The sequence below is a fragment of the Coleofasciculus sp. G3-WIS-01 genome, from assembly GCF_040223135.1.
Classification (GTDB): Bacteria; Cyanobacteriota; Cyanobacteriia; order Cyanobacteriales; family Coleofasciculaceae; genus Coleofasciculus.
Genome location: NZ_JAVJZI010000028.1, coordinates 1 through 26,398 on the forward strand (window position 1 = coordinate 1; position 26,398 = coordinate 26,398).

26 protein-coding genes and 1 pseudogene are annotated in these 26,398 nt (G+C 44.9%); 11 read left to right on the forward strand and 16 right to left on the reverse strand.

Annotated features, from left to right (window positions below; genetic code table 11):
* Window positions 1-72: 72 nt before the first annotated feature.
* The 3 genes from RIM23_RS02810 to RIM23_RS02820 all read right to left on the reverse strand — a co-directional run bounded on the left by RIM23_RS02810 (window position 73) and on the right by RIM23_RS02820 (window position 1,743).
* Entirely contained in the window at window positions 73-204 is a 132-nt protein-coding gene (locus RIM23_RS02810) for a hypothetical protein (RefSeq protein ID WP_446361574.1), read from the reverse strand.
* Between the two features lie 240 nt (window positions 205-444).
* Complete coding sequence (ylqF, locus tag RIM23_RS02815) at window positions 445-1,302, reverse strand: ribosome biogenesis GTPase YlqF (RefSeq protein WP_446364268.1); 858 nt, start codon at window positions 1,300-1,302, stop codon at window positions 445-447.
* Window positions 1,303-1,332: 30 nt separating this feature from the next.
* Window positions 1,333-1,743 (reverse strand): universal stress protein, encoded by a 411-nt coding sequence (locus RIM23_RS02820; RefSeq protein ID WP_446364270.1) that lies wholly within the window; start codon window positions 1,741-1,743, stop codon window positions 1,333-1,335.
* A gap of 190 nt (window positions 1,744-1,933) precedes the next feature.
* Here RIM23_RS02820 and RIM23_RS02825 point away from each other — a divergent pair, with 190 nt between their 5' ends.
* The 6 genes from RIM23_RS02825 (at window position 1,934) to RIM23_RS02850 (ending at window position 6,587) form a co-directional block, all read left to right on the forward strand.
* Window positions 1,934-3,139 carry a phosphoglycerate kinase gene (locus RIM23_RS02825; protein WP_446364272.1) on the forward strand — a complete coding sequence of 402 codons (1,206 nt, stop codon included), beginning with the start codon at window positions 1,934-1,936 and terminating at the stop codon, window positions 3,137-3,139.
* Window positions 3,140-4,011: 872 nt separating this feature from the next.
* Complete coding sequence (locus RIM23_RS02830; protein ID WP_446364274.1) at window positions 4,012-4,284, forward strand: DUF2442 domain-containing protein; 273 nt, start codon at window positions 4,012-4,014, stop codon at window positions 4,282-4,284.
* A complete protein-coding gene (locus RIM23_RS02835; protein ID WP_446364276.1) occupies window positions 4,277-4,699 on the forward strand; it encodes a type II toxin-antitoxin system RelE family toxin in 423 nt (140 codons plus the stop codon). Before RIM23_RS02830 ends, RIM23_RS02835 begins: the two co-directional genes overlap by 8 nt.
* Complete coding sequence (locus tag RIM23_RS02840; RefSeq protein WP_446361590.1) at window positions 4,696-4,968, forward strand: type II toxin-antitoxin system Phd/YefM family antitoxin; 273 nt, start codon at window positions 4,696-4,698, stop codon at window positions 4,966-4,968. Before RIM23_RS02835 ends, RIM23_RS02840 begins: the two co-directional genes overlap by 4 nt.
* Window positions 4,969-5,041: 73 nt before the next feature.
* Window positions 5,042-5,401: a hypothetical protein gene (locus tag RIM23_RS02845; RefSeq protein ID WP_446364278.1), complete on the forward strand. Its 360-nt coding sequence runs from the start codon at window positions 5,042-5,044 to the stop codon at window positions 5,399-5,401.
* 274 nt (window positions 5,402-5,675) lie between these two features.
* Window positions 5,676-6,587: a hypothetical protein gene (locus tag RIM23_RS02850; RefSeq protein WP_446364280.1), complete on the forward strand. Its 912-nt coding sequence runs from the start codon at window positions 5,676-5,678 to the stop codon at window positions 6,585-6,587.
* 10 nt (window positions 6,588-6,597) lie between these two features.
* Here RIM23_RS02850 and RIM23_RS02855 read toward each other — a convergent pair.
* Window positions 6,598-6,684: pseudogene (locus RIM23_RS02855) on the reverse strand (DUF5615 family PIN-like protein); the annotation flags it as partial.
* A complete protein-coding gene (locus tag RIM23_RS02860) occupies window positions 6,681-6,911 on the reverse strand; it encodes a DUF433 domain-containing protein (RefSeq protein WP_446364282.1) in 231 nt (76 codons plus the stop codon). The gene RIM23_RS02860 and the pseudogene RIM23_RS02855, both read right to left, overlap by 4 nt.
* Window positions 6,912-7,244: 333 nt before the next feature.
* On the opposite strand from RIM23_RS02860, the gene uvrA reads away from it, so the two are divergent.
* Window positions 7,245-10,217 carry an excinuclease ABC subunit UvrA gene (uvrA, locus tag RIM23_RS02865; protein WP_446364284.1) on the forward strand — a complete coding sequence of 991 codons (2,973 nt, stop codon included), beginning with the start codon at window positions 7,245-7,247 and terminating at the stop codon, window positions 10,215-10,217.
* A gap of 251 nt (window positions 10,218-10,468) precedes the next feature.
* Window positions 10,469-12,307, forward strand: a complete 1,839-nt coding sequence (locus RIM23_RS02870; protein WP_446364286.1) for a hypothetical protein — start codon at window positions 10,469-10,471, stop codon at window positions 12,305-12,307.
* Between the two features lie 320 nt (window positions 12,308-12,627).
* Here RIM23_RS02870 and RIM23_RS02875 read toward each other — a convergent pair whose 3' ends face one another.
* From RIM23_RS02875 to sufB, 5 genes are all read right to left on the reverse strand, one after another.
* Window positions 12,628-13,890 carry a SufS family cysteine desulfurase gene (locus RIM23_RS02875; protein ID WP_446364288.1) on the reverse strand — a complete coding sequence of 421 codons (1,263 nt, stop codon included), beginning with the start codon at window positions 13,888-13,890 and terminating at the stop codon, window positions 12,628-12,630.
* A gap of 98 nt (window positions 13,891-13,988) precedes the next feature.
* Complete coding sequence (locus RIM23_RS02880) at window positions 13,989-14,153, reverse strand: hypothetical protein (protein WP_446364290.1); 165 nt, start codon at window positions 14,151-14,153, stop codon at window positions 13,989-13,991.
* Between the two features lie 24 nt (window positions 14,154-14,177).
* Complete coding sequence (gene sufD, locus RIM23_RS02885) at window positions 14,178-15,536, reverse strand: Fe-S cluster assembly protein SufD (RefSeq protein WP_446364292.1); 1,359 nt, start codon at window positions 15,534-15,536, stop codon at window positions 14,178-14,180.
* A complete protein-coding gene (sufC, locus tag RIM23_RS02890) occupies window positions 15,536-16,324 on the reverse strand; it encodes a Fe-S cluster assembly ATPase SufC (RefSeq protein ID WP_446364293.1) in 789 nt (262 codons plus the stop codon). Before sufC ends, sufD begins: the two co-directional genes overlap by 1 nt.
* A gap of 172 nt (window positions 16,325-16,496) precedes the next feature.
* Window positions 16,497-17,936 (reverse strand): Fe-S cluster assembly protein SufB, encoded by a 1,440-nt coding sequence (gene sufB, locus RIM23_RS02895; protein ID WP_446360260.1) that lies wholly within the window; start codon window positions 17,934-17,936, stop codon window positions 16,497-16,499.
* Between the two features lie 243 nt (window positions 17,937-18,179).
* Here sufB and sufR point away from each other — a divergent pair, with 243 nt between their 5' ends.
* From sufR to RIM23_RS02910, 3 genes are all read left to right on the forward strand, one after another.
* A complete protein-coding gene (sufR, locus tag RIM23_RS02900) occupies window positions 18,180-18,836 on the forward strand; it encodes an iron-sulfur cluster biosynthesis transcriptional regulator SufR (RefSeq protein ID WP_446364295.1) in 657 nt (218 codons plus the stop codon).
* A gap of 174 nt (window positions 18,837-19,010) precedes the next feature.
* On the forward strand, window positions 19,011-19,262 hold the full coding sequence (locus RIM23_RS02905) for a hypothetical protein (protein WP_446364297.1): 252 nt from the start codon (window positions 19,011-19,013) through the stop codon (window positions 19,260-19,262).
* 299 nt (window positions 19,263-19,561) lie between these two features.
* A complete protein-coding gene (locus tag RIM23_RS02910) occupies window positions 19,562-20,410 on the forward strand; it encodes a hypothetical protein (RefSeq protein ID WP_446364299.1) in 849 nt (282 codons plus the stop codon).
* A gap of 155 nt (window positions 20,411-20,565) precedes the next feature.
* On the opposite strand, the gene RIM23_RS02915 is transcribed toward RIM23_RS02910, so the two are convergent.
* From RIM23_RS02915 to RIM23_RS02940, 6 genes are all read right to left on the reverse strand, one after another.
* Window positions 20,566-21,318: a DUF4058 family protein gene (locus RIM23_RS02915; RefSeq protein ID WP_446364301.1), complete on the reverse strand. Its 753-nt coding sequence runs from the start codon at window positions 21,316-21,318 to the stop codon at window positions 20,566-20,568.
* A gap of 107 nt (window positions 21,319-21,425) precedes the next feature.
* Complete coding sequence (locus tag RIM23_RS02920; protein ID WP_446364303.1) at window positions 21,426-22,142, reverse strand: glutathione S-transferase family protein; 717 nt, start codon at window positions 22,140-22,142, stop codon at window positions 21,426-21,428.
* Entirely contained in the window at window positions 22,139-22,954 is an 816-nt protein-coding gene (egtC, locus tag RIM23_RS02925; protein ID WP_446364305.1) for an ergothioneine biosynthesis protein EgtC, read from the reverse strand. Before egtC ends, RIM23_RS02920 begins: the two co-directional genes overlap by 4 nt.
* 230 nt (window positions 22,955-23,184) lie before the next feature.
* Window positions 23,185-23,679, reverse strand: coding sequence for a DUF427 domain-containing protein (locus RIM23_RS02930; protein ID WP_446364307.1), 495 nt, complete (start codon window positions 23,677-23,679; stop codon window positions 23,185-23,187).
* Window positions 23,680-23,721: 42 nt separating this feature from the next.
* Window positions 23,722-24,999, reverse strand: coding sequence for an ergothioneine biosynthesis protein EgtB (gene egtB, locus RIM23_RS02935; RefSeq protein ID WP_446364309.1), 1,278 nt, complete (start codon window positions 24,997-24,999; stop codon window positions 23,722-23,724).
* Window positions 25,000-25,675: 676 nt separating this feature from the next.
* Window positions 25,676-26,338, reverse strand: coding sequence for a class I SAM-dependent DNA methyltransferase (locus RIM23_RS02940; RefSeq protein WP_446364311.1), 663 nt, complete (start codon window positions 26,336-26,338; stop codon window positions 25,676-25,678).
* Window positions 26,339-26,398 lie beyond the last annotated feature (60 nt).

Sequence of the window (26,398 nt, forward strand, 5' to 3'; positions counted from 1 at the left end):
AATTAGGCTTAGAGGCTAGTCCGAACTAGGGAAGTATTCCCAAGTCTGTGCCAGAACTAGGCTCAAACCGAGCTATTCACCGCTTACGTTGTCCAAACTGGCTTGGTCAATCCTTGTCCCTTTTAGGGCAAGGTTGGTGAACGTTAACCCTCTGTTCGAGGTTGTGCGTAAGTCCTGAGAATGGGTTTCGGTGCTCTTGTTCAATTTTCTTTCCTCCGTCTATTAAGTTGCCTCAGCAATATGTCTTAAATCTTTACGTAGATTAGCGTAATGATTCGTCACAATTTTTGGCTCAACCTCGCCAACCGACAACGAAAAACGCCCGCGCTGGGCGCTTGTATCGGGTGCATTTACTATATCTTAGTTTAGTCGATGAGGGGTATTACCCCCCACCCCTTTAATAAAACAACACACAGTTATTAACAGACGCGCCATGGTGCATCTCTACGATGGCGGCAATTCCAGTGCGATCGCGCCGAGTAATCCTTTGCGAAAATCATTCAATAGCTGTCGGGCAGCACGCTCCCCGTCGCCTTGGTAGCGCGTCTGTGCCAATACCTGTAAGTAGGATTCACCAGTGATCCCAGTTGTATCTACATGATAACGGTCTTCTAAAGAAGAAGCGGGTGTGCGATCGCCTGTAGCCATATCCGACAATTGTTTAAGCAAATCCACAAAAGCCGAAGCAACCCGCTGATTGTCGTAAGACGCCTCACCAATATCATCACAGATGGCTAACTTTAGAGCATTCTCTTGATTGTGCAGCTTAGCGGGGATAACACCGGGTGCATCCAACAATTCAATCTGATCGCTAATCCGCACCCAACGCAGTTGACGAGTGACACCGGGACGGCGGGCGCTGTCCACCACACGCCGCCCCAAAAGTCGATTAATCAGAGCCGATTTACCCACATTAGGAAAACCAATCACCACAGCGCGAACAGGACGGGGCTGCAGACCACGATTTTGACGCCGCTGATTCATCTGTACTCCAGCTTGCTGCGCGGCTTGAGCGACCTCCCGCATCCCTTGTCCCTGCTGGGCATTGGTCCAGTAAGGCGTTTCCCCTTGCTCTTGAAACCAGGATGTCCACAACTGCTGCATCTTCGGCGTAATCAGATCCATGCGGTTGATCACTAAAACTCGGCTTTTATTCCCCACCCACTCAGGGGTTTGTGGATGATGAGTGGCAAGAGGAATCCGCCCATCCCGGACTTCAAGCACGACATCCACTCGTTTAAGCTGTTCCTTGAGTTGCCGTTCGGCTTTAGCAATATGTCCGGGATACCATTGAATGGTCATAGGTGATTGGTCATAGGTGATTGGTCATAATTACGGCACAACTAGCACAGGACAGGGTGACAGATTAATCACGCGATTGGTGACGCTTTCGGAAGCACCATCCTCGGTTAATCCCAATCCGCGACAGCCCATAATAATCAGATCGGCATTAATTTCATCGGCGACATCACAGATAGTAAACGGGGGTGAGCCTTCGCGACTCAGGCTTTTCGACGTAATCCCATACTCATTAAACATCGCTTGAGCGCCTTTGAGTAGTTCGGCAACCATCTCCGGGGACATGAGATCCGGACTTGGCGATGGGTCATCCGGGTTGGGTTTTTCGACCACCGAGAGCAGAACTAAGTTGCTTTCATACTTTTGGACGATATTTACGACAACTTCCGCTGCTTCACGGGCTTCTCGGCTTTGGTCAAGGGGAAATAAGACAGTCTTAAACATTGTAATCACCTTGAGAGACACGGACTCCGGTAAAATGTGGACGGGAAAAGAGAATAAATACTCTTGACCCTAATGATTGAGTTGATTGCTCTATAGATATACATCTGGGGGTAATCATTAAGCATACAACCACTGGCACGCGATCCGAGCGCAAAGCATCAGATACAGGCAATTAGAGGAGAGTATTACTGTGTCCAAAAAAACTGTAGCAAATTTAAGTGAGTCCGATTTAGCTGGAAAACGGGTATTGGTGCGAGCCGACCTAAATGTGCCACTGGATGAGAATGGCACGATCACCGATGATACCCGCATCCGGGCGGCTTTACCAACGATCCAGGATTTAATCAAAAAGAATGCCAAGGTGGTTCTGTGTAGCCACTTAGGGCGTCCTAAAGGACAAGTGAAAGACAGCCTGCGCCTAACACCCGTGGCAAATCGTCTTTCCGAATTACTGGGTCAAACGGTGATCAAGTGCGATGACTGTATTGGCGATGCGGTTAAGTCTCAGATTGACAGCCTGGATAATGGTCAGGTGGCGTTACTAGAAAATCTCCGCTTCCACCCAGGGGAAGAAAAGAATGATCCGGAGTTTACCAAAAAGTTAGCCGCCCTAGCCGATGTTTATGTCAATGATGCCTTTGGTACGGCACACCGCGCCCATGCTTCGACAGAAGGGGTCACCCATTACCTGAAGCCCTCCGTGGCGGGATACTTAATTGAGAAAGAACTCCAGTATCTGCAAAATGCGATCGAAAATCCACAGAAGCCTTTAGCCGCGATTATTGGTGGCTCTAAGGTGTCGAGTAAGATTGGCGTAATTGAAACCTTACTGGATAAAGTTGATAAACTGCTGATTGGTGGTGGTATGATTTTCACCTTCTATAAAGCCCGTGGCTTGAGTGTCGGCAAGTCGCTGGTGGAAGAGGATAAGCTGGAGTTGGCAAAATCCTTGGAAGCCAAGGCAAAGGAAAAAGGGGTTGACTTACTCTTACCCACAGATGTCGTGATTGCCGATAACTTTGCCGCTGACGCCAATTCCCAAACCGTAAGCATTGAATCGATTCCTGATGGATGGATGGGGCTAGATATTGGTCCTGATTCGGTGAAATTCTTCCAAGACGCATTAGGCGATTGTAAGTCGGTGATCTGGAATGGACCGATGGGGGTATTTGAGTTTGATAAGTTTGCCGCTGGTACTGAAGCGATCGCGCGGACTCTAGCCGATCTGACCAAGAAAGGCACAACCACGATTATCGGTGGTGGTGACTCGGTTGCGGCTGTGGAAAAAGTCGGTGTGGCTGATCAAATGAGCCATATCTCCACAGGTGGTGGGGCGAGTCTGGAATTACTTGAAGGTAAGGATCTTCCCGGTATTGCCGCATTAGACGACGCTTGATGGTATCATTACACGTCTCTACCTGATTTCGGGATAATGGCACTGAAATAAGCATTAGGGAATCGCCGAAACCTTTGATAGACCGTAGGGTGGGCATTGCCCACCAGCATACCAGTCAGTGGCATTCGATTTAGGGATAAGGGCGGGTGCAAGTTGTTCATTTATCGGTGAATAGCTGGCTTTAGTCCCTAAACCCGCCCCTATCATTGACTGATGACTGATTTGATTTCCACCCGATTAATTATTGGCGGTACTGAGAACTTCGAGTGACATACTCCTACACCAACTGATTACAGTATGGTGTAGGCTCTAGAGCGACTCCGGAAGAGAGCTTAGGACATGTCCTACAAGAGTAGCAAATTGAAATTACTTTGACAACTAGGAAGCAACTAAAGCTGAGATTTTTTTTAATCATTTTAATTTACTTATTTAAAGAATAAGGAATGCGATCGCTATTTTAGCTAACTCCAACTCAATTCTGAAACCCATCCACCTAAATAAAGTGATTATAGTTGGTTTTATCCAGAGGAAAACACTAATTATTTGGATTAAGAATACATTAGAAACCAGCTAAATCCTTGGGTGGGACTAGAATGTTTTATTGCCGATGATAAATTATCGGCATAGTCAAGACCAGTCTGCGATCGCGAGTCCTGACACCCTGGAAAATTCCTTAACCTTTAAAGTAGTAGATCAGGGTATTTGTATCTAAAACGTACATTCAAAAACTCTCCCGTCTGATGTCTTCTCCTGATTCAGCACGAATCTCTTCCAGAGTAGGAAAGTCTGTTGACCAAGTTCTATATTAGGCATTATCTATAAAATACAATCAATAATACAAGCAAATCAGCAAACACTGTTGGAGGCGTGGTATGGGTATTTTGGCGATTCGAGCTGACGAGAGAGTTAAAAACGTCTACTTTACAGAGGAAACAATAACTGTAGATCTCATGGATGGGCGGGTAATTTCTGTTCCTCTCACTTGGTATCCAAGATTACTGAATGCTACGTCTGAACAACGGGAAAAATGGGAAGTATGCGGTGGAGGTTATGGGATTCACTGGGAAGAGATAGATGAGGATTTGAGTACAGAAGGAATGTTAAGGGGAGCGCCTGTTCCCAGAGCATCCTTGGCTAATGGCTAAGACAACTTCTGACGCGATCGCACTCCGCACTTTCCACAATTCCCCAAGTTGGGTTGGCATCATTTTATTAGATATTGGATATTGTAATATTAAGCCAACTTACGCTAATAGAGGTATGGCTTACCGCATCGAATACTCACCAGAATCAGAGACACATCTACAATACCTAACGGCTCGACAGCAGGCGATTGTCTTGGATACTGTCGATGAGCAACTGATGTATCAACCGACAGTTGAGACAAAAAACCGAAAGCTAATGCGCCCTAATCCCCTTGCTCCTTGGGAACTTCGCATTGGTAATTTGCGCGTCTACTATGATATAGAAGAGGAGCCCGACGCTGTTGTGTATATCAATGCCGTCGGTATCAAGGAACGCAATCAAGTCCGTATCGCTGGGGAGATTTATGACCTATGAAAATTGTGGAAATTGGACAGGCAAACGCAACACTAGCTGAATATACCTCTGAGCTAGCTGAGGAACCTGTTATCATTACCAGCAACGGTCAACCTATTGCCGCTTTGATAACATTAGAAAATGTCGATATGGAGACAATTTCACTAAGTACCAATCCTCAATTTATTGAGTTAATTGAGCGTTCACGGGAACGTCGTCGCGCTGAGGGAGGAATTTCTGGCACAGAAATGCGGCGTAGACTGGGATTGAGCAACGAAGATAGTTTTTAGATTTAGCTAACATGGATAATTAAGCATCTTGGGAAATACCCGTAAACAAGTCAGAGATATCAACAATTTAATTATGAACACACAAGTTTGGATGCCCCTTCCCTATGTTCCGGTAGATACCCGTAACTACCCGCCTGCACTTGTTCAATTGGGCGCGATTTCCAATCAGCATATTGAACTAGGGCAAGAGATACAACTAATGAATCCTGTCAGTCTATTTACAGGAACGTATTTCCCCATAAAAATTACGGGTTTTCGAGATAACTTTGTTCTAGCACTTTCTCGCTATAGTTCGGTTAGAACCCAAGCTGAGGATTATTTCTTTTCAAGATATCCACGAGATGCTTACAGGCGGCTCCCGACAGAAGAATACTATAGACTTTACCCGGAAGAACAGAATTTGCTGCCTGGGAGAGTAATAAACCCTGAGTAATTTTTTCGGAGGAATAAAAATAACCTGACTTCTCATCGGAAATCTAGAAACCTGCGAAAGTCGGGGCGGGTTTAGTAAAATCTGGGTGCAACCAAAAACATAGTCGTGAAACCCGCCCCTACACACTCAACACCCACGTTGCGCTACATACCGTGCGTGAAAAGTCAGAAATCGTCATCAGTATATGAGCAGAACAAATAGCACCTCTAATAGTTGACGCGAGATATGGTAATCCAATAAAATAAAATCATAATATTTTTGTTCTTGATTTTCCATGTTACTTGAGGCAATTTTTGCAATCGGTACAATTATTATTACAGAGTTTGCGAGGGTGGCTTGTCGAGAAGTCATTGAGCAATGGACTTCTCGTAGTAAAGAGAATGCATCAAATCACGGTGGATATAGTGAGCGCACTAACAAAACTCCTAAAGACATTATCAATGATATTGAAATTATAGATACTGAAATTGTTGACCTTGAACGGAAGAAACAGCGTGATATTTATGTACCAATCTCAGACAATGAACATTTAGAGTATCTGGAATTTTTGCGAAATGAAAAATTTAATGATTATCAAAAAGCAAAGAAAAAAGAAATTGCAGAGGAGCAATATAAAAACCCTGATAATTATGAAACTTCAGTTCTAAAAAATGACAGTATCCATGTACTTCAGTATCACATGGGTCAGGTAGTCCTTGAAAAAAAATGTGCAGAACCAGGATGCGGAAAACCAATGATTCTGCAATCTAGAAAACGCTTAGATGGTAGTTTATATTGCCTTGATGACTTCTTCTGGTCTTGTACTGGTTATTATAGTAATCTACCTTTTAAGTGCAACGCAACGCAAAAATTTCAAGCAAAGGATACTGCTTTACTTCACAAGTCAGATATTTTTGAGTTTCAACTTTCCCAATCTGATCTATCTAGAATATTTAATGAAAAATCGGTTCAAAAATCAACAATAAATCGAGTTAAATATCACTTAAGAGATAAGGATAATGAAGTTCTATGCCCCATTCATTATGTACCTATGATTCTCAGAGAAAAACGTGAACATAAGGGTGTTGCTTTAGATATGTTTTTTCTAGCGTGTCCTCATCCAAAATGTCCGCAACTGTTTAAATTAAAATCACCGGCTCAATTAGCTGCGTATTTGAGCAGAAAAGAAGGTCGTGGAATTCTATAGTCATACCCTCAAATTGAACATGACTAGAATCTGGGAAAATATCTGCAAGCCGAGTCACCAGTTTACGGCTTAGGTTTTGGTCAAACAATAGCTTCAAGTATCACCTACCACAGCAATAATACGACGTTCCCGATCAGCCGCAAATGCCAAACACGCTCGGATATCTTCCTCTGTCAACTCCGGGAAATCATCTAAAATTTCTGCATGGGACATTCCCGCCGCCAACCAGCCCAACACATCATACACAGTAATCCGCATTCGTCTAATACAAGGCTTCCCGCCACGCTTACCCGGTTCGATGGTGATGATATTTCTATAACTCATAACTTGACCTCAACTATAAATTATCATCTCATATACTATCGCATCAAAACCCTCTGCGTCCCTCTGCGTAAACCTCTGCGCCCCTCTGCGTTAAAAAAACATATTACTAGCAGAAATAAATCCCCAAAAACAACCCAACTTTTCAAGAGAAATCTAGAAACCAACAAAAGTCCGGGCGGGTTTATTCACATCTAGGTGCAACCGAAAAGATAGTCATGAAACCCGCCCCTACAGAGACACCACATACCGTAAAAAGCAAGAACAACGCCCCCTCACAACCAATGGCAGAGGCAACGCTAAGATCATCAAAGACTACTACCCGCCATTACCCTCATGTCTGATCTGACCAAGATTGCCTCCAACCCTACCCCATCCCTCAATGGAAACCAACCCCCCAGCAACACCATCCGCATCCGGGGAGCCAGACAACATAACCTAAAAAACATTAACCTCGATCTCCCGCGCGATCGCTTAATCGTCTTCACAGGCGTCTCCGGTTCCGGCAAATCCTCTCTCGCCTTCGATACCATCTTCGCTGAAGGACAACGCCGCTACGTCGAATCCCTCAGCGCTTATGCCCGTCAATTCCTGGGACAACTCGATAAACCCGATGTAGACGCCATTGAAGGCTTAAGCCCTGCTATCTCCATTGACCAAAAATCCACCTCCAATAATCCTCGTTCCACCGTGGGTACAGTTACCGAGATTTACGATTACCTGCGCCTATTATTTGGTCGAGCCGGAGAACCCCACTGTCCGATCTGCGATCGCAACATCGCCCCTCAAACCATTGACCAAATGTGCGATCGCGTTCTGGAACTCCCCGATCGCACCAAGTTCCATATCCTCGCCCCTGTCGTCCGGGGTAAAAAAGGCACACACAAGAAGCTACTCTCCAGTTTAGCCGCTGAAGGATTTGTGCGCGTCCGCGTCGATGGCGTGATCCAATCTCTTTCTGATCCAATTGAGTTGGATAAAAATTATACCCACACCATTGAAGTCGTAATTGACCGCTTAATCAAAAAGCCTGGACTACAGGAACGTTTAACCGACTCCCTCGCAACTTGTCTCAAGCTTAGCAGTGGAATTGCGGTGATCCAGGTATTAAATGATACATCGGCAGAGTCAGCCGGAGTCCGACCAGACTCAAATTATATACGTACTGACGCCAAAAATGCAACCTCTTCCGAACAACAAATCCCCCAAGAAATCGTCTTTTCAGAAAACTTTGCTTGTCCAGAACATGGCGCTGTCATGGAGGAATTATCCCCTAGACTCTTTTCCTTTAACTCCCCCTATGGCGCTTGTCCTCACTGTCACGGATTAGGTAATTTACGCACCTTTTCTCCAGAACTTGTCATCCCCGAACCCAGCCAACCCATATACTGTGCGATCGCGCCTTGGTCGGATCGAGATAATTCCTATTATCTATCCCTGCTTTACAATATCGGACAAGCTTATGGTTTTGAACTGGGAACACCGTGGCAGAAACTAACACCCGAACAGAAACAGGTGATTCTCTACGGGGCGGATAATCCGATTTGGATCGAAGAATTTAACGATTACCGCCGTTATCGGGGGGTACTTCCGATCCTGCAAAAGCAATATGACGAAACCAATTCCGATACCTATAAACAGAAATTAGAGCAATATTTAGTAGATCAACCCTGTGAAGTCTGTAAAGGGAAACGGTTAAAGCCGGAAGCCCTAGCGGTAAGGCTAGGACAGTATCGGATTACCGATTTAATTGAGGTTTCCATTGAGGAAAGTCGCCAACGGATTGACCAATTTCAACTCTCATCCCGTCAGGCAAAAATAGGCGAACTCGCCCTCAAAGAAATTAAAGCTCGATTGCAATTTCTCTTAGATGTTGGCTTAGATTATCTCACACTAGATCGGGCGGCGATGACCCTTTCTGGAGGAGAAGCCCAACGAATTCGGCTAGCAACTCAGATTGGCGCAGGATTGACGGGGGTTTTATACGTATTAGATGAACCGAGTATTGGGTTACATCAACGGGATAATGGGCGGTTATTAGCAACCTTGCAGAAATTGCGCGATTTGGGTAATACCTTAATTGTGGTGGAACATGATGAAGAAACCATTCGCACGGCTGATTGGATTATTGATATTGGTCCAAAAGCGGGAATTCATGGTGGCGACATTGTGGTTCAGGGAAATTTCACCGAATTACTCAATAGTGAAACCTCGTTAACGGGAGCTTATTTATCTGGACGCCAGAGAATTGAAACACCAGGGGAACGGCGCAAAGGTAACGCGCGATCGCTGGTGATTAAAAATGCTCATCGAAATAATCTTAAACATATCGATGTGGAGATTCCTTTGGGTAAGTTGGTTTGCATTACCGGAGTTTCCGGTTCGGGTAAATCCACGTTAGTCAACGAACTCCTTTATCCGGCGTTACAAAATCACCTGAGTCGCAATGTACCGTTTCCCAAAGAGTTAGATAAGGTCAAGGGATTGAATGGGGTAGATAAAGCAATTGTCATTGATCAATCCCCAATTGGTAGAACCCCCCGTTCTAATCCCGCCACCTATACCGGGGTATTTGATGTGATTCGCGGACTCTTTGCGGAAACTATTGAAGCCAAAGCTAGAGGGTATAAAGCCGGACGGTTTTCTTTTAACGTTAAAGGGGGACGCTGCGAAGCCTGTGCCGGACAGGGAGTTAATGTAATTGAAATGAATTTCCTCCCCGATGTTTATGTGCAATGTGAGGTATGTAAAGGCGCAAGATATAACCGAGAAACCTTACAGGTGAAATATAAGGGATATTCGATTGCTGATGTTTTAAATATGACAGTGGAGGAGGCGTTAGAGGTATTTAAGAATATCCCCCGTGGGGTGAATCGTTTACAAACTCTCGTGGATGTAGGGTTAGGATATGTACATTTAGGACAACCTGCACCTACCTTATCCGGGGGAGAAGCGCAGCGGGTGAAATTGGCGACAGAGTTATCGCGACGAGCGACAGGAAAGACGTTGTATTTAATTGATGAACCGACAACGGGGTTATCGTTTTATGATGTGCATCATTTGTTAAATGTGTTACAGCGATTGGTGGATAAGGGGAATTCGGTGTTGGTGATTGAGCATAATTTAGATGTGATTCGTTGTAGTGATTGGGTGATTGATTTGGGTCCTGAAGGTGGGGATAAAGGCGGAGAAGTGATTGCGGTGGGGACACCGGAGGATGTGGCGGAGAATGAAAAATCCTATACGGGGATGTATTTAAAGGAGGTGTTGAAGCAGTATCCGTTGAAAGTAGAAAGTGCTAGTTCTTAGTTGGGGAAATGTAAGGTTATGGAGGGGAAGGAATATATTTTTTTAACGCAGAGGTTCGCAGAGGGTAGCGCAGAGGTTCGCAGAGAATTTTGGAGTGTAGTGATTTCCTAGTGCTAAGGGTTCACCTAACTTGAGGGGCGCAATGCTTGCGCCTTTATTGATTTGAAAAAAATATATAATATTAGGGTATATGAATTGGAATAGGATAGACTTTTAGGACTATTGGCTGAAAGAGAAAGGATTGACCCAATATGACTGACGAGCATCAAACACGGGTAGAACACTTTGCTACCCTTAAGTCTAAGTACAAAGCCAGCGATTATGAAGACTCATCCCCCGCGAGTCTGCTGTATTTCATCCTTCAGAAAGCTGACTTGGGAATTCAGCTAGCCGAGATAGAGGCAATTTGGCTCATAGAGCGTAACCTTTTTGAAACAATTAAAGCTATCCGTAAGCAACAAATACAGAGAAAACAAAAAAATCGAGAAATTAGAGAATTAGAAAGTGACTTTGAGCATTTAAAATCTAAGTATACAGCCACAAAACACTCTATTCCTTGGGAATCAACTCCGCTTTACTTTATACTTCGTAAGTTAGACTATGAAAATAAGCTAAGTGATTCGGAAATAAAATGGCTTAAACATTGTGGGTATGATGAGACAATTGCAATCGCTCAAACAATCAAACATTTTTATACATTAAAAACAAAGTACAAAGCGACTAAATATCAAGATACATTTCCTGATAGTCGGTTGTATCAAATCTTAAAAAAACTGGAGGCAAAAGAACCGTTACGTGATTCAGATATTACCTGGCTCAACGAACATGAGCTATTTGAAACTTTGACAGTTATCCAGGAACAAGAAGCGGTAATGGAATCTGAATTTTCTCAACTAAAGGATAATTACCAAGCGACTAAACACCCAAATTCGTCTGTATCCAGTCCACTGTATCTCATTCTAAAAAACCTTGAGGCAGATCAGCCGTTAAGTAAGTCACAAATAGACTGGCTAGAAGCGCATCAACTGATTGAAACCCTTGATATTGTTCAGCAGTTGGAACAGACGCGGCACTTTACTGAACTGAAAACAAAGTATAAAGCGAGCCAATACGAAGATTCATCACCCTCTAGTCACCTATACAAAGTCCTGAAAAAACTTGAATCAGAACATCCGCTAGGTGAACAGGATATTAATTTTCTAAAAAAGCGTCAATTAACTGATATAATTACCATCGCTCAAGAGCAATACGCAGCGACGCTAAAGTCCAAGATTGAATTAGGAGATAAACTGGAGGAGTCAGAGGTAGACTGGCTGAAAAATAATGGACGGGAGAATATAATTGCGATCGCGCAAGCCAAACACTTCGCGACTCTCAAGTCTAAGTATGATGTTTCGGACTATAAAGATACATCTCCCTCTAGCCCTTTATATGCGATTCTGCAAAAGTTAAAGAAAGCCGAACGTTTGGAACCAAAGGATGTGGCTTGGCTTCAGGAGAATAAAATTTATGAATGGCTTTCACTGTTATCTGGGAAAATTGCGATCGCCTACCACAAAATTGAAGCCAATTTTTACGAACAAGAGTACCAGCGCACTGGCAACAAATGGAATTTGCCCAATGCTAGCAGTCATTGGCGTAAGGCAGATAAACCCAGACAGGCATTAAAACTGACAGAAAACCTCAACTTTGACAAAATTAAAGAAAATAAGCTCAAATCAGCATTACTAACCACTAGGGGTGGAGCATTTCGAGACATTGATGAATTAAAGAAAGCCGAAAAATGTGCGCTTAAAGCGATTGAGTATCAGCCAAGTAGCCATCACCCTTACACCTTAATGGGAGCAATTTGTTTTGAAAGGGGGCAGTATTTAAAAGGAGAGGATTGGTTTGAAAAGGCAATTAAACGTGGGGCTTCTCCCAGAGATCAGGATGCGGAGATGAAGCGAGTGGTGAAAACGGCTAAAGATGAGAACAAGCGCCGCGAAGTTGTGAACTATTTACTCAAAAAAGATCCGCAGCGGTATGCTTGGGCTAAGTCTTATCTGAAAAAGTCTAAAAAGAAAGGAAAAGGACAGGGTAAAATATAGCTTGCGCCTACGGTGTTAAGTTTGTGCGATCGCGTCTTTTGTAGGGGCGGGTTTGACAACCAACTGATGTGACTCACCATTTAATTTTATAAACCCGCCCCGATCGCATCCTAGATGTGACAGATGTATTATATTGGTAGGATATCCTAAATCTTACCCACCCTGAGAACCTGCGATGTTAAAATCATGGCAACAATACCTATTCCCCTCAAAAACCTCTGCGTCCCTCTGCGCTTACCTCTGCGTCCCTCTGCGTTAAAAAAAAATATAAATCCCTAACCCCAAAAAACCGTAGGGTAGGCAACGCCCACCCCACAACTCTACTCCATAACACTTTTAAAAAAATCAATCGTCTCTTTCAACGCCTGAACAAAAACATCAATCTCTTCCCGCGTATTGTAGAAATACAAACTCGCCCGCGCCGAACCCATTACCTCTAAAATACGGTGCAACGGCTGAGTACAATGATGACCCGAACGAATCGCCACCCCTTCATGGTCTAATAACGTAGACACATCACTCGACGCCAATCCCTCAACATTAAACGATGCCAAAGCAGCCCTTCCTTTCCCATCTGCTGTCGGTTGAGGACCATACAGAGTCAAATCAGGAACATCCCGTAACTGCTGGAACAAATACGCCGTAAGTTCCTCCTCATAAGCATGGATTTTATCCATACCAATCCCCATTAAATAGTCTACCGCCGCACCCAGCGCGATCGCTTCCCCAATCGCAGGTGTTCCCGCTTCAAATTTGTGGGGCAATTCGGCGTAGGTGGAATAGTCGAGAAAGACTTCCGAAATCATCTCACCCCCACCCATAAACGGCGGCATTTCCAGCAGCAAATCTAATTTCCCATACAAGAAACCAATCCCTGTAGGCGCACACATTTTGTGACCCGATGCCACTAACCAGTCACAACCCATCCCCTGCACATCAATGGGTGTATGGGGGACAGATTGACAAGCATCAATCAATACCTTAGCGCCATACTGATGTGCGATCGCAATAATCTCTTGGACTGGGTTAATACATCCCAAGGTATTCGAGACATGCACCACACTAACTAACTTCGTCTTCTCAGAAATCAGAGACTTGAACTGTTCTAAATCAAACTCCTGAGTTTCCGTCAGTTCCACATACTTCAACACCGCCCCCGTCTTCTGGGCAATGATTTGCCAGGGAACCAAGTTGCTGTGATGTTCCATCACCGAGAGAATGATCTCATCCCCTCGCTGCAAACGATTTAAACCCCAGCTATACGCCACCAGATTAATCGATTCTGAGGCATTCCGGGTAAAAACAATCTCATTCCGCGACGCCGCATTCACAAACGCCGCCACCTTATCCCGCGCCGACTCATACGCTTCTGTCGCCCTCACACTCAGCGCATGAGCACCTCGGTGGACATTGGCGTTATCCCTTTCATAGTAATTTTGCAGCGCCTTAAGCACCGCCAAAGGCTTCTGAGAGGTAGCAGCACTGTCAAGATAAATTAATGGTTTATCGTGAACTTTCTCCTGCAAAATGGGAAAGTCAGAACGGACGATAGCAGCTAGGGTTTTTTCTTGGGTGATGGTCATTGGTTATTCGTCATTTGTTATTGGTCATTTTTTATTTGTCATTTGTCATTCGTCAAAGAATTATAGAAATCAATACTCAGATTCAGGACGGGTTTTGCCTAAAAACTAGATAAAACAATCAACCTTAATCCGAATGGCACTGAAATAAACAGTGTGAGATCACCAAAACCTTTGATATACGGTAGGGTGGGCATTGCCCACCAGCATACCAGGAGCGTGACATTCACCTTAATCCCTAAACCCGCCCCGGAAAGACGTGCCATGGCACGTCTCTACATATTTTGGGACTACATTGTTCTACACATCGCACACTGGGCAAGTCTTTGCCCCAGGGATTCCACAGGAATTCCCTGGAGAATCTCCGCTACAAAGGCATCAATTAACAAATTCCGGGCATTAGTTTCATTCAGTCCTCGACTTTGTAAATAAAACACATCTTCTGGGTCTAATTGACTCACTGTCGCACCGTGAGAACATTTAACTTGGTCAGCCGTAATTTCCAGTTGCGGTTTGGTATCCACACGGGCTTTCGCCGAAAGCAATAAATTGCGATTCAATTGAGCCGCATTGGTGAATTGAGCCCCTTGGGGCACGAAAACCTTACCATTGAATACTCCGTGCGCCCGGTCATCTATGATACATTTGTGCAACTGGTTGGTTATGCTGTATGGATGATTTAACAGCACAGCACTATGGGTATCTGCCACCTGTTCCCCACCAATCATAGTTAAACCGTTGAGCGTGGTTTCTGTCGCCTCACCCGTTTGCACGATTTCTAAATTATGCCGAGATAGTTTCGCCCCTAAACTAATCGCGTTACAAGTATAGCGGCTATTCCGGGCTTGACTTACCGCTGTTTTACCAATGTGGAACCCATCAATCGCTTCTCGCTGATTCCGGGTATGGATAACTTGGGAACCCTCCTCAAGCCAAATCTCCGTCACTGGGTTATTGAAATAAGGACGATTCACCGGAATATCTGGACATCCTTCTACATTCGCCGCGTAATGTTCAATCAGATTCACCACCGAACCCGCTTCAGCAACCACCAGACAGCGCGGTTGGCATATTACAGGTACTTCGTCAGTCGTGGAAATAAACAGCAGATGAATCGGTGTCTCGACTATTCTATTTTTGGGAACCCACACCACCGCCGCATCCGTGAGTCCCGATGTATTTAGGGCGGTGAAGACATCACAAGCGCCCTGTTGCTTCCCCAAATAATTTTGGATTTTCCCTGCATACGCCCCAGGTAAACCCGCCAAATTCCCCACATATACGCCTTCGGGTAATCCACTTACCGACGATAAAACCGGCGCATACACCCCATTGACGAAGACTAATCGACTATTCGGGGTTTCGGGTAGGGTGAGGGAAGTCAAGTCTAAGTGTTGCAGAAATTGCTCAAAAAACGTCTCCACCCCTTGAAAATTCACCGCCAATAACGACGACAAATCCGTAAACCGCCATTCTTCATCGCGACGAGTCGGAATTGCTAATTCTTGCACAATCGCCGCCGCTTGGTCGCGCAGTTGCTGGAGAGTGGGGTTTAATTGTCCCCCGACAACGGGTTCATCTTGGCGACATTCGTCTAATAGCGCCTTTAAATAGGAAATTTCCGGTTTCGCAGATAGTTGTATACTCATCAGGCAATCACCTCAGCCGCCGCTTCTTCTATCACCCAATCATAACCACGGGATTCTAATTCTAATGCCAATTCCTTACCCCCGGTTTTGAGAATGCGCCCTGCTGCCATGACATGGACATAATCGGGTTCAATATAATTGAGCATCCGTTGGTAGTGGGTAATCAGAATCATGGCATTGTCAGGATTTGCTAACTGATTCACCCCGTTGGCGACAATCTTGAGGGCGTCAATATCCAAACCGGAATCCGTCTCATCCAGAATCGCCAGTTTGGGTTCTAACAACGCCATTTGCAGAATCTCATTCCGCTTCTTCTCGCCGCCAGAGAAGCCTTCATTTAAACTGCGCTCCAGGAAGCTGGGATTCATCTTGACAATTTCCAGCTTTTCCTCGATTAGGTCTTCAAAGTCAAACGTATCAATTTCCTCTAATCCCTGATGCTTACGGCGGGAATTATAAGCGACGCGCAAGAAGTCTAAATTACTCACCCCAGGAATTTCTAATGGATACTGAAATGCTAGAAAAATGCCAGCTAATGCCCGTTCTTCTGGTTCGAGTTCCAGCAGATTCTGCCCCAGAAATATCACCTCGCCCCCGGTGATTTCGTAGGCGGGATGTCCCGCTAAAAGCTTGGAAAAGGTGCTTTTACCTGAGCCATTTTGCCCCATGATGGCGTGAATTTCTCCCGCCTTCACCTCTAGGTTTAAGCCCTTGAGGATTTGTTGTCCTTCAACATTTGCCGTCAAATTGCGGACGGATAAGATTACGTCGCTATTTTCTCTAATCATTACAAGTTTTCACCAATTCAGATCAATGATTATTTGGGATAAGGGAGATAGGGTGTTCCAGATGTAGCTGGTCGGGGCGGGCGCGAGTCACATCTGGGTGCAACGGAACAAGAGTAGTAAAACCCGCCCCGGAAAGACGCGCCATGGTACGTGTCAACACTCAACACTCAACCTAACCCACGGCTCCTTCTAATTTCAGACTCAATAATTTATCGGCTTCAGCGGCGAATTCCATCGGCAATTTATTGAAGACATCCTGACAGAACCCACTAACCATCATGGAAACAGCATCTTCTTCTGAGATTCCGCGTTGAGTAAAGTAAAAAAGCTGATCCTCGCCAATTTTCGAGGTTGAGGCTTCGTGTTCGACTTTAGCCGTATTATTTTCAACTTGAATATAGGGGAAAGTATTCGCCTCAGCCCTATCGCCAATCAACATGGAATCGCACTGGGAATAATTCCGCGCCCCTTTTGCTTTCGGACTCACTTTCACTAAACCCCGATAGCTATTCTTAGAATTACCAGCGGAAATTCCTTTAGAAATAATAGTGCTACGGGTATTTTTGCCAATATGCACCATTTTAGTGCCGGTGTCGGCTTGCTGCATGTTATTGGTTAACGCCACGGAGTAAAACTCACCCACGGAGTTATCCCCCACCAGAACACAACTGGGATATTTCCAGGTAATCGCTGAACCGGTTTCTACCTGCGTCCAGGAAATCTTGGAGTTAACCCCTTTGCACAAGCCGCGCTTGGTGACAAAGTTATAGATTCCACCTTTACCCTTTTCGTCACCTGCAAACCAGTTTTGTACGGTGGAGTATTTAATATCGGCGTTATCTAGGGTGACGAGTTCCACAACAGCGGCGTGGAGTTGGTTGGTGTCGTACATAGGCGCTGTACACCCTTCTAAGTAACTCACCGAACTACCTTCTTCGGCGACAATCAGGGTGCGCTCAAACTGTCCTGTGTCCCCGGTATTAATCCGGAAATAGGTGGATAGTTCCATGGGACATTTGACGCCTTTGGGAATAAATACAAAGGAACCGTCACTAAACACAGCCGAGTTGAGGGCAGCAAAGTAATTATCGCCTACGGGGACAACAGTACCCAGATATTTCTGCACCAGTTCTGGGTGTTCTTGCAGCGCTTCGGAGATGGAACAGAAGATAACGCCGACTTCGGCTAATTTTTCTTTAAATGTGGTGGCGACGGAAACGCTGTCAAAAATAGCATCTACAGCGACGTTGGACAGTCGCTTCTGTTCAGATAGGGGAATCCCCAGCTTTTCAAAGGTTTCTAGGAGGGCTGGGTCAACCTCTTCCAGGCTGTTGAGCTTTTCGGTTTTCTTTTTCGGGGCGGAGTAGTAAATGATATTCTGGTAGTCGATGGGCGGATAGTTAACGTGGGGCCACGTTGGTTCCTCCATCTTTAACCATTGGCGATAGGCTTTGAGGCGAAACTCCAGCATGAACTCCGGTTCGTTCTTCTTGGCGGAGATCAGGCGGACTACGTCTTCATTCAAGCCACGGGGAATGGTGTCGGCTTCGATATCGGTGACAAAGCCGTACTTGTAGGGCTGGTTGACTAATTTCTTGACGGTAGCAGTCATTGGATTAAGGGTTCTCTCTTCTACTAAGGATGGGAAGTGGGCGGGAGCGTTTCTGTATCAATGGACCCGTCACCAGTTTTCCAGAGTTCAGGCTAATTGGGTCACGTTGCACTAGCAATAGGGTTAAACAACACTTTTGTTGTTTAACTCTATTGTAGGTTATATTAACAACTAAGATGTTGTCAAAGTCAACTGCATTTCTTCTGTTGCCCTAACACAAGCGTGATTTTACCCCAAAAGCCGATGACCACAACTCAGCAATCTTCTACCAAGCAAGACATTTTGCAGTATTTACTCAAACAGGAGCGAGCGATCGCGCAGGCATTAGCGGAAGCTCTGGATATTAGTCCTCAAGCCATTCGGCGTCACCTGAAGGATTTGGAAACCGAGGGACTGATAGAGTATGAGTCGGTATCGATGGGGATGGGGCGTCCCCAGCATGTTTACCGCTTGAGCAAGAAAGGACGCGATCGCTTCCCTAACCATTATGGCGAGTTTGCTGTGTCTTTGCTAGACACTTTGGAAGAAACAGTAGGTCGGGATCAGGTGAGTACCATTCTCCAGAAGCAGTGGGAACGCAAAGCCCTGGAATACCGCCAGCGCTTGGGTAAAGGTTCATTAGCCGAACGAGTCGCCAAATTGGTAGAACTGCGCCAAAGTGAAGGGTATATGGCGGAATGGTATCCAGTTGAATCCAGTGACGTGAGTCAACAGACCCGTAATCAGTTTATCTTGAAAGAACACAACTGTGCTATTTCCAACGTCGCTGAATCCTTTCCTAGCGTCTGCGGACATGAATTGGAAATGTTTGCCGCCATTCTACCCGATTGCCAAGTCGAGCGCACTCACTGGATTAATCATGGAGAACATCAGTGTGGTTATTTGATTAAAGCGAAATAGTTTGTCATGGTTCATGGTTCATGGTTCATGGTTCATAGTTCATTGGTAATCCTTCCCCCATCTCCCCCATCTCCCCAACAAGGGCGGGTTTAGTCAAGTTATCGGTTTTGTGCCACAACGTTATGGGTAAAACCCGCCCCTACAGATTGACTCTTCCTGCACCCCCAATTTCTCATGTCCCAACAACCGACAACACAATTTTTAAGTCCAGAGGAATCTGCTGCGGTCGATAAAGCGTTACTCGCATCCCATGAGAAGTTTTTAACCCGATTAACTATTTCATCCCTGCGCCTTTTAACCCATATCGCCCAAGACACAGGAGTAGCCGTTGAAGAATTGACGCCTCAGCAGGTGATTGATTGGTTTGAAAAAGACAGCAAGATTCGCCATGAACAGGGATCGGATGCCGCATTTTTGAAGTGGTGATTCCCCCGGCTTCTTTGAAATCCGATACAACCAAGCTGGAACAACAGGATTCGTCCTGTTGATTAATTTATTTTTAGAGAAAAATAGAGCTTTTAATTTTAGTCTTCGCCCCTGATTTGTCAAGGTTAAGACCATGAATTTTGACATAAGTTAACAAAAATAAATTTATTCAAAAAAATAAAATTAGTTCACTAAAAATTCATAGATTTAGTGGGTAATTTTATACGGATTTTTCCTATTCGCTGGTGAAGGTTAATTATGATGGCGAGTAGACAAAACTCGTGCGTAGAGGTAATTCCGTGAAACTCAAATTAACATTTTTACTATCGGTCGCTTTCGTCGCTGGTGTAGCGGCAAAAGCGCAAGCGGCGAATTTTTTTACCTATAATCCGAATGAACAAGAAATTTATCACAGCACATTTGATAACGCAAATGATTGGCAGCTAAACAATACTACTGTCGCTCAGGGTGAACTTCAGGCTAATCCTGAGGCGAATTGGGCATCAGCCTACTACGATCTCTCATCGTTGAATCAATTGGATTTAGATGATGGTGATATCGCTATTTACTGGAGCGCTCGCACAGATCGAAGTAAGCCCGAACTGGGTAAGTTCTTTGTGGAACTGAATGTTGCACCAACAGATACCCAGGAACCGCGCCAAATTAACTGGAATATCCGTCCTGTTTCTCCCCGTGATGGCAATTTCCGCAACTTACCCTATTTACTTTACGTTGATCCCGGCTTTAATATTCCCCATGAGGTTGAACAAGAGCTGGTTGTTCCCGATCAATTTCCTGATACTGAAACTTACGAGAATTTCCGACTCACGCTCAGTAAAACGGGAATGGATACTGTTGAAGTCACGCCTTACTATTGGCTGAATGATAATTGGCAAGTGTTTTCCGCTCAAGACGGTTCAACACTACCCATGAGCGTTAGTATCCAAGATAACCTAGTAGGTCAAGACTATTTTGAATCCCTCAGTTTTCGGTTCCGCCAAAATCGCTCATATCTTGATGCGGTTGCTATTACTCGGATTCCCACCGATTCAGAACCCGTCGATATTCCAGAAGCGTCTACAGCATTAGGTTTATTCGCTATAGGTGCTTGGGGAATCCGTCAGTTGATGCAAAAGTTGAATCGATAGAAGGATTAGGTAGAGACGTTGCATACAACGTCTCTACCACAGGAAAGGAAAGTCCTAATCGATGTGTCTACTGCTATACAAGCCGCATCTAATCTATCAAATTAAGTGTGCCACGCCCGTAGTGGCATGACAGCTTACAGTTTTACCTGCTAGCATTATCGCAGTTGTTGCTCTGCTAACAATGGCGGTACGGGTTCTTGCGTATAATCGATGGCTAAATCATAACTGGCTTGCTCGTACACATTATTCAACAATACCTGTAAATCAACGACGGGTTCTTCATCTCCAGACTTCAATGGTAAGGGAAATGAGGGAATCGCATTGGGTAAATTAAAGGCATATAAATCAGCTTGAGGACGACGCTCTCCTCGACTGACTAAAATTCGATAATGAGTTTGACCATTGCTATGATATACTGGCATAGGTTGCCCCTTCCGCAGTAAATCAATTTCCACTAAATGAGTTGAACTGCCGAATACTTTATGACGTTTAGTTTCATATTTATCGCGACCTTCTCCAGAACGTTTATTAATCGGAGAGAGTATCTCAATCACAGTTACAACTTCACCCGTGGCGACTTCTCGCACTTCTAAATACCCTTGTTTAAGTGTTTCCGGTACAGGAATTTCTACGATTTTGGGTTGAGTTGGAGATGGGGCGACAGCAACATTACTTATCGGTTGTTTCGTTGTCGCCTGTGAACCTTTGACCGTTAAATCAGGAATACCAATCAGTAGGGATTGTTCGCCAATGGTTTCATACAGACGTACCTCGACCGCTGCTCTGTATTTTGGGCGCAGTTTAGGAGAAAGTGATCTAGCTAGTTCCACAATGAGCCAGTGATGGACTCCGGGCCAGATTTCTGGGTGTTCTAGGTAAGGGTTCATCCCCGGAAACGGGTTTGGCATAAATTTCCCTCCTTGGCGTTCGATTCTCGTTGCTTAAATTTTATCGTCGTTTTGCTCTAGCACGGGGAAATCCCGGAATCAGACAGATTAATTAAATCCGTCTTCGTTTAATAGGGATGAGCTTCCAGCCAAGTGGTAATCTGAGGGATTTGACTCACTGTATTTTTTAACGTTTCCAGGTTTGGATAAGGCGGCAACAAATCCTTGGGCGGCTGATAAGGTCCATCGGGTTCTGGGATGTAGGAAAATCCAGAAGGATCATTCCAGAATTTCCCGGTATGATCATATATACACAGAAGGTCAAATACCGCGATATCTGCCCAGGTTAAGGATGAGCCAACTAGAAATGAAGCGGCTTGATTTTGAGTAATTAGTTGTTCAAACTGCTCTAAGTGCATGGGTACGGATGTGGCGAAATACTCGTTTAACCGCTTCACCTTAACGGATGCGTCTCTCATTTTCATAATGAATTGACCTTTTTCCACCACCCGGTCAACATAACACCCATACAGTAAATCTTGGAGATCTCTCCAGGCATCTACTATCATATCGGATAGGGCTGCCTGTAAATGGTCAATCGGATAGAGTCCTGCTTGTTTAGCGGCATAACGAGCGATCGCGCATGACTGGCTGATTATTGTATCACCTAGCTTCAGAATCGGTAGTTGATTAAAGGGAAGCTCTCCAGTGGAGCGCATTTGTCCGTACTCTTCAAAGGAGAGTCTTTGATCGTTAAAGGAAACCTCACCACAGGTGAAAATAAGACGTGAAAGTTCGGCTCTACCCTTCCCTTGAAAATACACTAAAACAGGAACGTCTTTCATGATGCTTTTTCAGTCCTTAGATTTGAATCAATTTGATGCATCGTTGGTGCGAGATCGTTCCCCACCCAGAGAATGCTATCGTCAGGGAAAGGATTCCATTTGCCTGGAAACAATGGTTCAGATGCAATAATAATTGAGTTGGGGAAGGTGGTATCCTTTAGCAGCCAATAAAGAGATGGTGCTGATGTCCCCCTAGCAAAACGAGATGCAACGAGCTGCTGTCCATCGCTGACGACAATATTGGCACTAAAGCTGATTGTATCCAATGTGGCTAATTTTGTTAGTGTCCGCAAGCTTTCTGTTAAAGCGACAGGTAAAGACGTTCCTCTGACAGCTAACTCGTTGGCGAGTAGGGCAAAGATATGTTCCGAATCCGTCGTTCCTTCGATTTTTCGATAAACGTCCTCTCTGAGATGCTTGCGAATGGGGTGATAGAGGGTGTCTCGGAAGTTTTCGATGAAGCCGTTGTGAATGAATAAGACGCGATCGCAACTGAATGGTTGGCAGTTACTCAAGTTTGATGCTTGTCCGGGGGTAGCACTGCGGACATAAGCTAAGCAACATCCAGAATTAATATAACGGCTCAGATGGGGTAAGTTAATATCACCCCATATCGGCAGGATATTTTTATAGATAAAGGGTTCGCTATCGGGTTGAGCGTCATACCACCCTAACCCTACTCCGTCGGCATTGACGGAGGTGGTTATTGTTTCCTTTGGTTTGTAACTTTGGATTTCCAGGGAATGTTCCGGTTGGTATATTAGGCGATTGGGTTGAATGGAAGAACCGAGGTAAGCCAGTAATCGACACATAATTTAAGTCATTGGTCATTGGTCATTGGTCATTGGTCATTGGTCATTGGTCATTGGTCATTGGTTCTTCGTAAAGTCGGGGCGGGTGTAGGGTGCGTTAGCGAAGCGTAACGCACCATTTCAAGAAGCGTAACGCACCATTTCAAACGATAGTAGTGAAAGTGAGCCCCTACACAATCTCCCCCGGCTCCCAGACGTTCCACGCCTTACGTCTCTACTACCCCGGCTCCCTACCAACCCCAGGTACCCGGTTCACCTTTGAACGGACCAACAATATCACGGGTTATCCACCCCGCGTAAAAATCTCCGGGTTGGGGTTGTACTTTCTCGTCATCAACATAGCAAGCATCCATTGGTCTAGGATAGAAGCCGACATAACCGATGAGTTCCTCGTAGGCAGGGAATATTTTAGTATAGTACCAAGCCACGTTTTTGGCTTCGCGATCGCCTACTCTCAAGGTATAGTAAGATGCCCGTCCTTTCCACTCGCAGTAAGTGGAGTGAGAACTTGGAGTTAAATACTCCATCTTGATATCGTCTACGGGAATAAAGTAGTTAGGTGGATGGCTGGTTTCTAGTACTCTTTTGGCACGGCGGGTATCGGCAATGACTTCACCATTGAAAATAATTTTAATCTGCTTCGTGGTATCTTCAATGCGGGGAGGGCGGGGATAGTCCCAGACGGATTCTTGACCGGGACTAGGGGGAATGGGTTTGGGTTGCATGAAACACTCCTACACTATTTTAATTTTATTACGTGAGCTAATTTAATCGGTATCGGCTAAGCGAATACCGGTGAACTGCCACCGAGTAGCAGGGGGGGAAAAGTTGCGATAGGTTGGACGAATATGAGACAAAGACGTTACACAGGAGCCACCTCGTAAGACTAAGCGATTACACATTAATTTGCCATTATATTCACCGATGATTCCGGCTTCTAGGCGATATCCAGGATAAGGTTGATGGGTGCTAGTTGTCCATTCCCAAACATCGCCGAATAGTTGCTGAGGGGAATCGCTTCCTGTGGCGGGTGTAGGGTGCAATAGTCCGGTTTCTAATAGGTTGCCTCCCACGGGAACATTGGCGGTTGCGGTTTCCCATTCGGCTTCCGTGGGCAACCGTTTTCCTGCCCAACGAGCATAGGCATCGGCTTCATAAAAGCTCAGATGACAAACGGGTTCGTTTTCATTTAAGCGACGCATTCCTCCCAGTGTGATTAACCACCAATCGCCATCGATTTGTTCCCAATATAACGGGGCTTGCCACTGTTGAGAACGTGCTGCTGTCCACCCTTCTGATAGCCAATAATCGGGGTTATTGTAACCGCTAGCTTGGATAAATTCTAGATATTCGCCGTTGGTGATTAATCGGGAGGCAAGTTGATAGGCTTGCAGGTAAACCTGATGGCGGGGCTGTTCGTTATCAAAGGCAAATCCTTCATCATTGTGACCTATTTCATATAATTGGGCGGGATAGTTTAGCCAATCTAGTGGTTTGACGACAGATGGAGCAGGTGGAATGGGTAAATTAGGATTGTAGACGGGACGTAGGGGATTATTGCCAAAGATATGTTTAATGTTGGTCAACAGAAATTCTTGATGTTGCTGTTCGTGGTTGAGTCCAAGAATAATTAGGGCTTCTAATTCTGAGTTTCCGGGATTTGCTGCGATTAATGACTGGATGGCTTCATCGACATAGGCACGATAGCGATAAACTTCGGCAACTGTGGGGCGAGATAAGGTGCCACGTTGGGCGGCGGGAACTCGTTCTCCTAATGATTCGTAGTAGGAGTTTAATAGGTAATCATATTTGGGGTGAAAGATTCTGTAGCCTTTCAGGTGAGGTACTAATATAAAGGCTTCAAAAAACCAAGCGGTATGGGCAAGATGCCATTTAATTGGACTGGCATCTGGCATACTTTGAACCACATAGTCTTCAATTTCTAATGGTTGACAAATTTGTTCGCTGAGTTGGCGGATTTGTTGGTAGTAGGCTGATAAGGATTGCTGGTTTGAGGTTTGAGAATCAGGACTTGTGATTAACATTATTAATTATTAGTAGGGATAATAAACGTTGCCGTTTAGTGGCACCTTGGGAAACGAGAATTGGGTTGTCGGGGTGGCTAGATGCATAAAATGAATTTTTTGTCAAATCTGCCCCGGAGTCTGTTCCGGAAATTGGGTAATTAAGTATGTTTGTAGTATTTGGCTTTTTGGGACGCGATCGCGGCAAAAATGACGCATGATTAAGGCTTTGAAGCGTTGAAAGTTAAAATTTGACCATAGTTAGCCAATAATATACTAATGAAAAACTATCATACTACACCCTCAAAGCCCGATCAAGTGGTGTTTTGCCAGGGAGCTATTCTGCCCGCCCGAAGTCCTCTTATCTTTAGACTATTAAAACTTAAACACAAATTTTATAAGCTTTAATTATCTGTTTGCGGCAGGTGAAATGATATCCGGCTTTCTCACCCATAAATAGGGGCTGCTGAATAAGTGGTGAGGTGAGGGGGAGATGGGGGAGATGGGGGAGATGGGGGAGATGCTGCTTTTAGGCTTGCATTGCTTTCGTTTTTGACCGAACAGACAATAAAACTTGGCACTTTTGGGGTCAAAAAATAGTTTTAAACCCTTGTGTGGTATCCCATCTACACTCGTGGAGCAGCCCCTAAATAATCAAAACGTCTTTCCATCTCCCCCTCACCCTAATTATGGGTATTCAACCGGACATAATATGACGGAGGGGCTGGGGAACCAAGCCCCAACAAACCTGATACACCCAGGTTTGTAAATACAGATCGGGTTGTCCTTTGGGTTCAGCTTGATATTTATCTCCCCGTTCGGTTAATGTCCACTTTCCTTGTGTTTCTAAATCCGTCATTTTGCCTTTAAAGTCACTGCTTTCGTAGAAATCGGGGCGTAGGGTAAATATAATGTATCCTTGGGGTTTAGTGACACGAATTAATTCATCAAACGAATGGCTCGGAGCATGTCCATAAGTAAATACGCCACAAGCTGTAACCGCATCAAAAGTAGCTGTGGGAAAGTCTAAGGGTTCGCCCAATATCATTTGGCGTAACTGGGTGTAGACATTCTTCTTTTGTGCCTCAGCCAGCATTCCTGGGGAAAGGTCAATTCCGACTAGGGTGTCATAGCCTTCCTCATGCAGCCATTGACCCATTGTACCGGTGCCGGCTCCCGCATCTAAAATATGAGCGTTTTTGGGGACGTATTTAAGCGTGAGATCGAGGATAGGTTCGCGGTGGGGACGACCAAAGGTTTCAGCTAAATCGCGTTCGTAGTCCTTTGCCCATTGGTTATAGCGCTCGCTGAGTTGGCGATTATTTTGCGAACTATAGACCCACTGGATTTTATCTGACATAGTTATCTGGATTATCAACGTTTACTCAACTGAGACAGATACAAATTGTTTATTAATTAT

Coding starts and splice junctions, on each gene's coding strand:
- ylqF (WP_446364268.1), bottom strand. CDS start 1,302: ATGACCATTCAATGGTATCCCGGACATATTGCTAAAGCCGAACGGCAA.
- RIM23_RS02820 (WP_446364270.1), bottom strand. CDS start 1,743: ATGTTTAAGACTGTCTTATTTCCCCTTGACCAAAGCCGAGAAGCCCGT.
- RIM23_RS02830 (WP_446364274.1), top strand. CDS start 4,012: ATGGGTATTTTGGCGATTCGAGCTGACGAGAGAGTTAAAAACGTCTAC.
- RIM23_RS02835 (WP_446364276.1), top strand. CDS start 4,277: ATGGCTAAGACAACTTCTGACGCGATCGCACTCCGCACTTTCCACAAT.
- RIM23_RS02840 (WP_446361590.1), top strand. CDS start 4,696: ATGAAAATTGTGGAAATTGGACAGGCAAACGCAACACTAGCTGAATAT.
- RIM23_RS02845 (WP_446364278.1), top strand. CDS start 5,042: ATGAACACACAAGTTTGGATGCCCCTTCCCTATGTTCCGGTAGATACC.
- RIM23_RS02850 (WP_446364280.1), top strand. CDS start 5,676: ATGTTACTTGAGGCAATTTTTGCAATCGGTACAATTATTATTACAGAG.
- RIM23_RS02860 (WP_446364282.1), bottom strand. CDS start 6,911: ATGAGTTATAGAAATATCATCACCATCGAACCGGGTAAGCGTGGCGGG.
- uvrA (WP_446364284.1), top strand. CDS start 7,245: ATGTCTGATCTGACCAAGATTGCCTCCAACCCTACCCCATCCCTCAAT.
- RIM23_RS02870 (WP_446364286.1), top strand. CDS start 10,469: ATGACTGACGAGCATCAAACACGGGTAGAACACTTTGCTACCCTTAAG.
- RIM23_RS02875 (WP_446364288.1), bottom strand. CDS start 13,890: ATGACCATCACCCAAGAAAAAACCCTAGCTGCTATCGTCCGTTCTGAC.
- RIM23_RS02880 (WP_446364290.1), bottom strand. CDS start 14,153: ATGGCACGTCTTTCCGGGGCGGGTTTAGGGATTAAGGTGAATGTCACG.
- sufD (WP_446364292.1), bottom strand. CDS start 15,536: ATGAGTATACAACTATCTGCGAAACCGGAAATTTCCTATTTAAAGGCG.
- sufC (WP_446364293.1), bottom strand. CDS start 16,324: ATGATTAGAGAAAATAGCGACGTAATCTTATCCGTCCGCAATTTGACG.
- sufB (WP_446360260.1), bottom strand. CDS start 17,936: ATGACTGCTACCGTCAAGAAATTAGTCAACCAGCCCTACAAGTACGGC.
- sufR (WP_446364295.1), top strand. CDS start 18,180: ATGACCACAACTCAGCAATCTTCTACCAAGCAAGACATTTTGCAGTAT.
- RIM23_RS02905 (WP_446364297.1), top strand. CDS start 19,011: ATGTCCCAACAACCGACAACACAATTTTTAAGTCCAGAGGAATCTGCT.
- RIM23_RS02915 (WP_446364301.1), bottom strand. CDS start 21,318: ATGCCAAACCCGTTTCCGGGGATGAACCCTTACCTAGAACACCCAGAA.
- RIM23_RS02920 (WP_446364303.1), bottom strand. CDS start 22,142: ATGAAAGACGTTCCTGTTTTAGTGTATTTTCAAGGGAAGGGTAGAGCC.
- egtC (WP_446364305.1), bottom strand. CDS start 22,954: ATGTGTCGATTACTGGCTTACCTCGGTTCTTCCATTCAACCCAATCGC.
- RIM23_RS02930 (WP_446364307.1), bottom strand. CDS start 23,679: ATGCAACCCAAACCCATTCCCCCTAGTCCCGGTCAAGAATCCGTCTGG.
- egtB (WP_446364309.1), bottom strand. CDS start 24,999: ATGTTAATCACAAGTCCTGATTCTCAAACCTCAAACCAGCAATCCTTA.
- RIM23_RS02940 (WP_446364311.1), bottom strand. CDS start 26,338: ATGTCAGATAAAATCCAGTGGGTCTATAGTTCGCAAAATAATCGCCAA.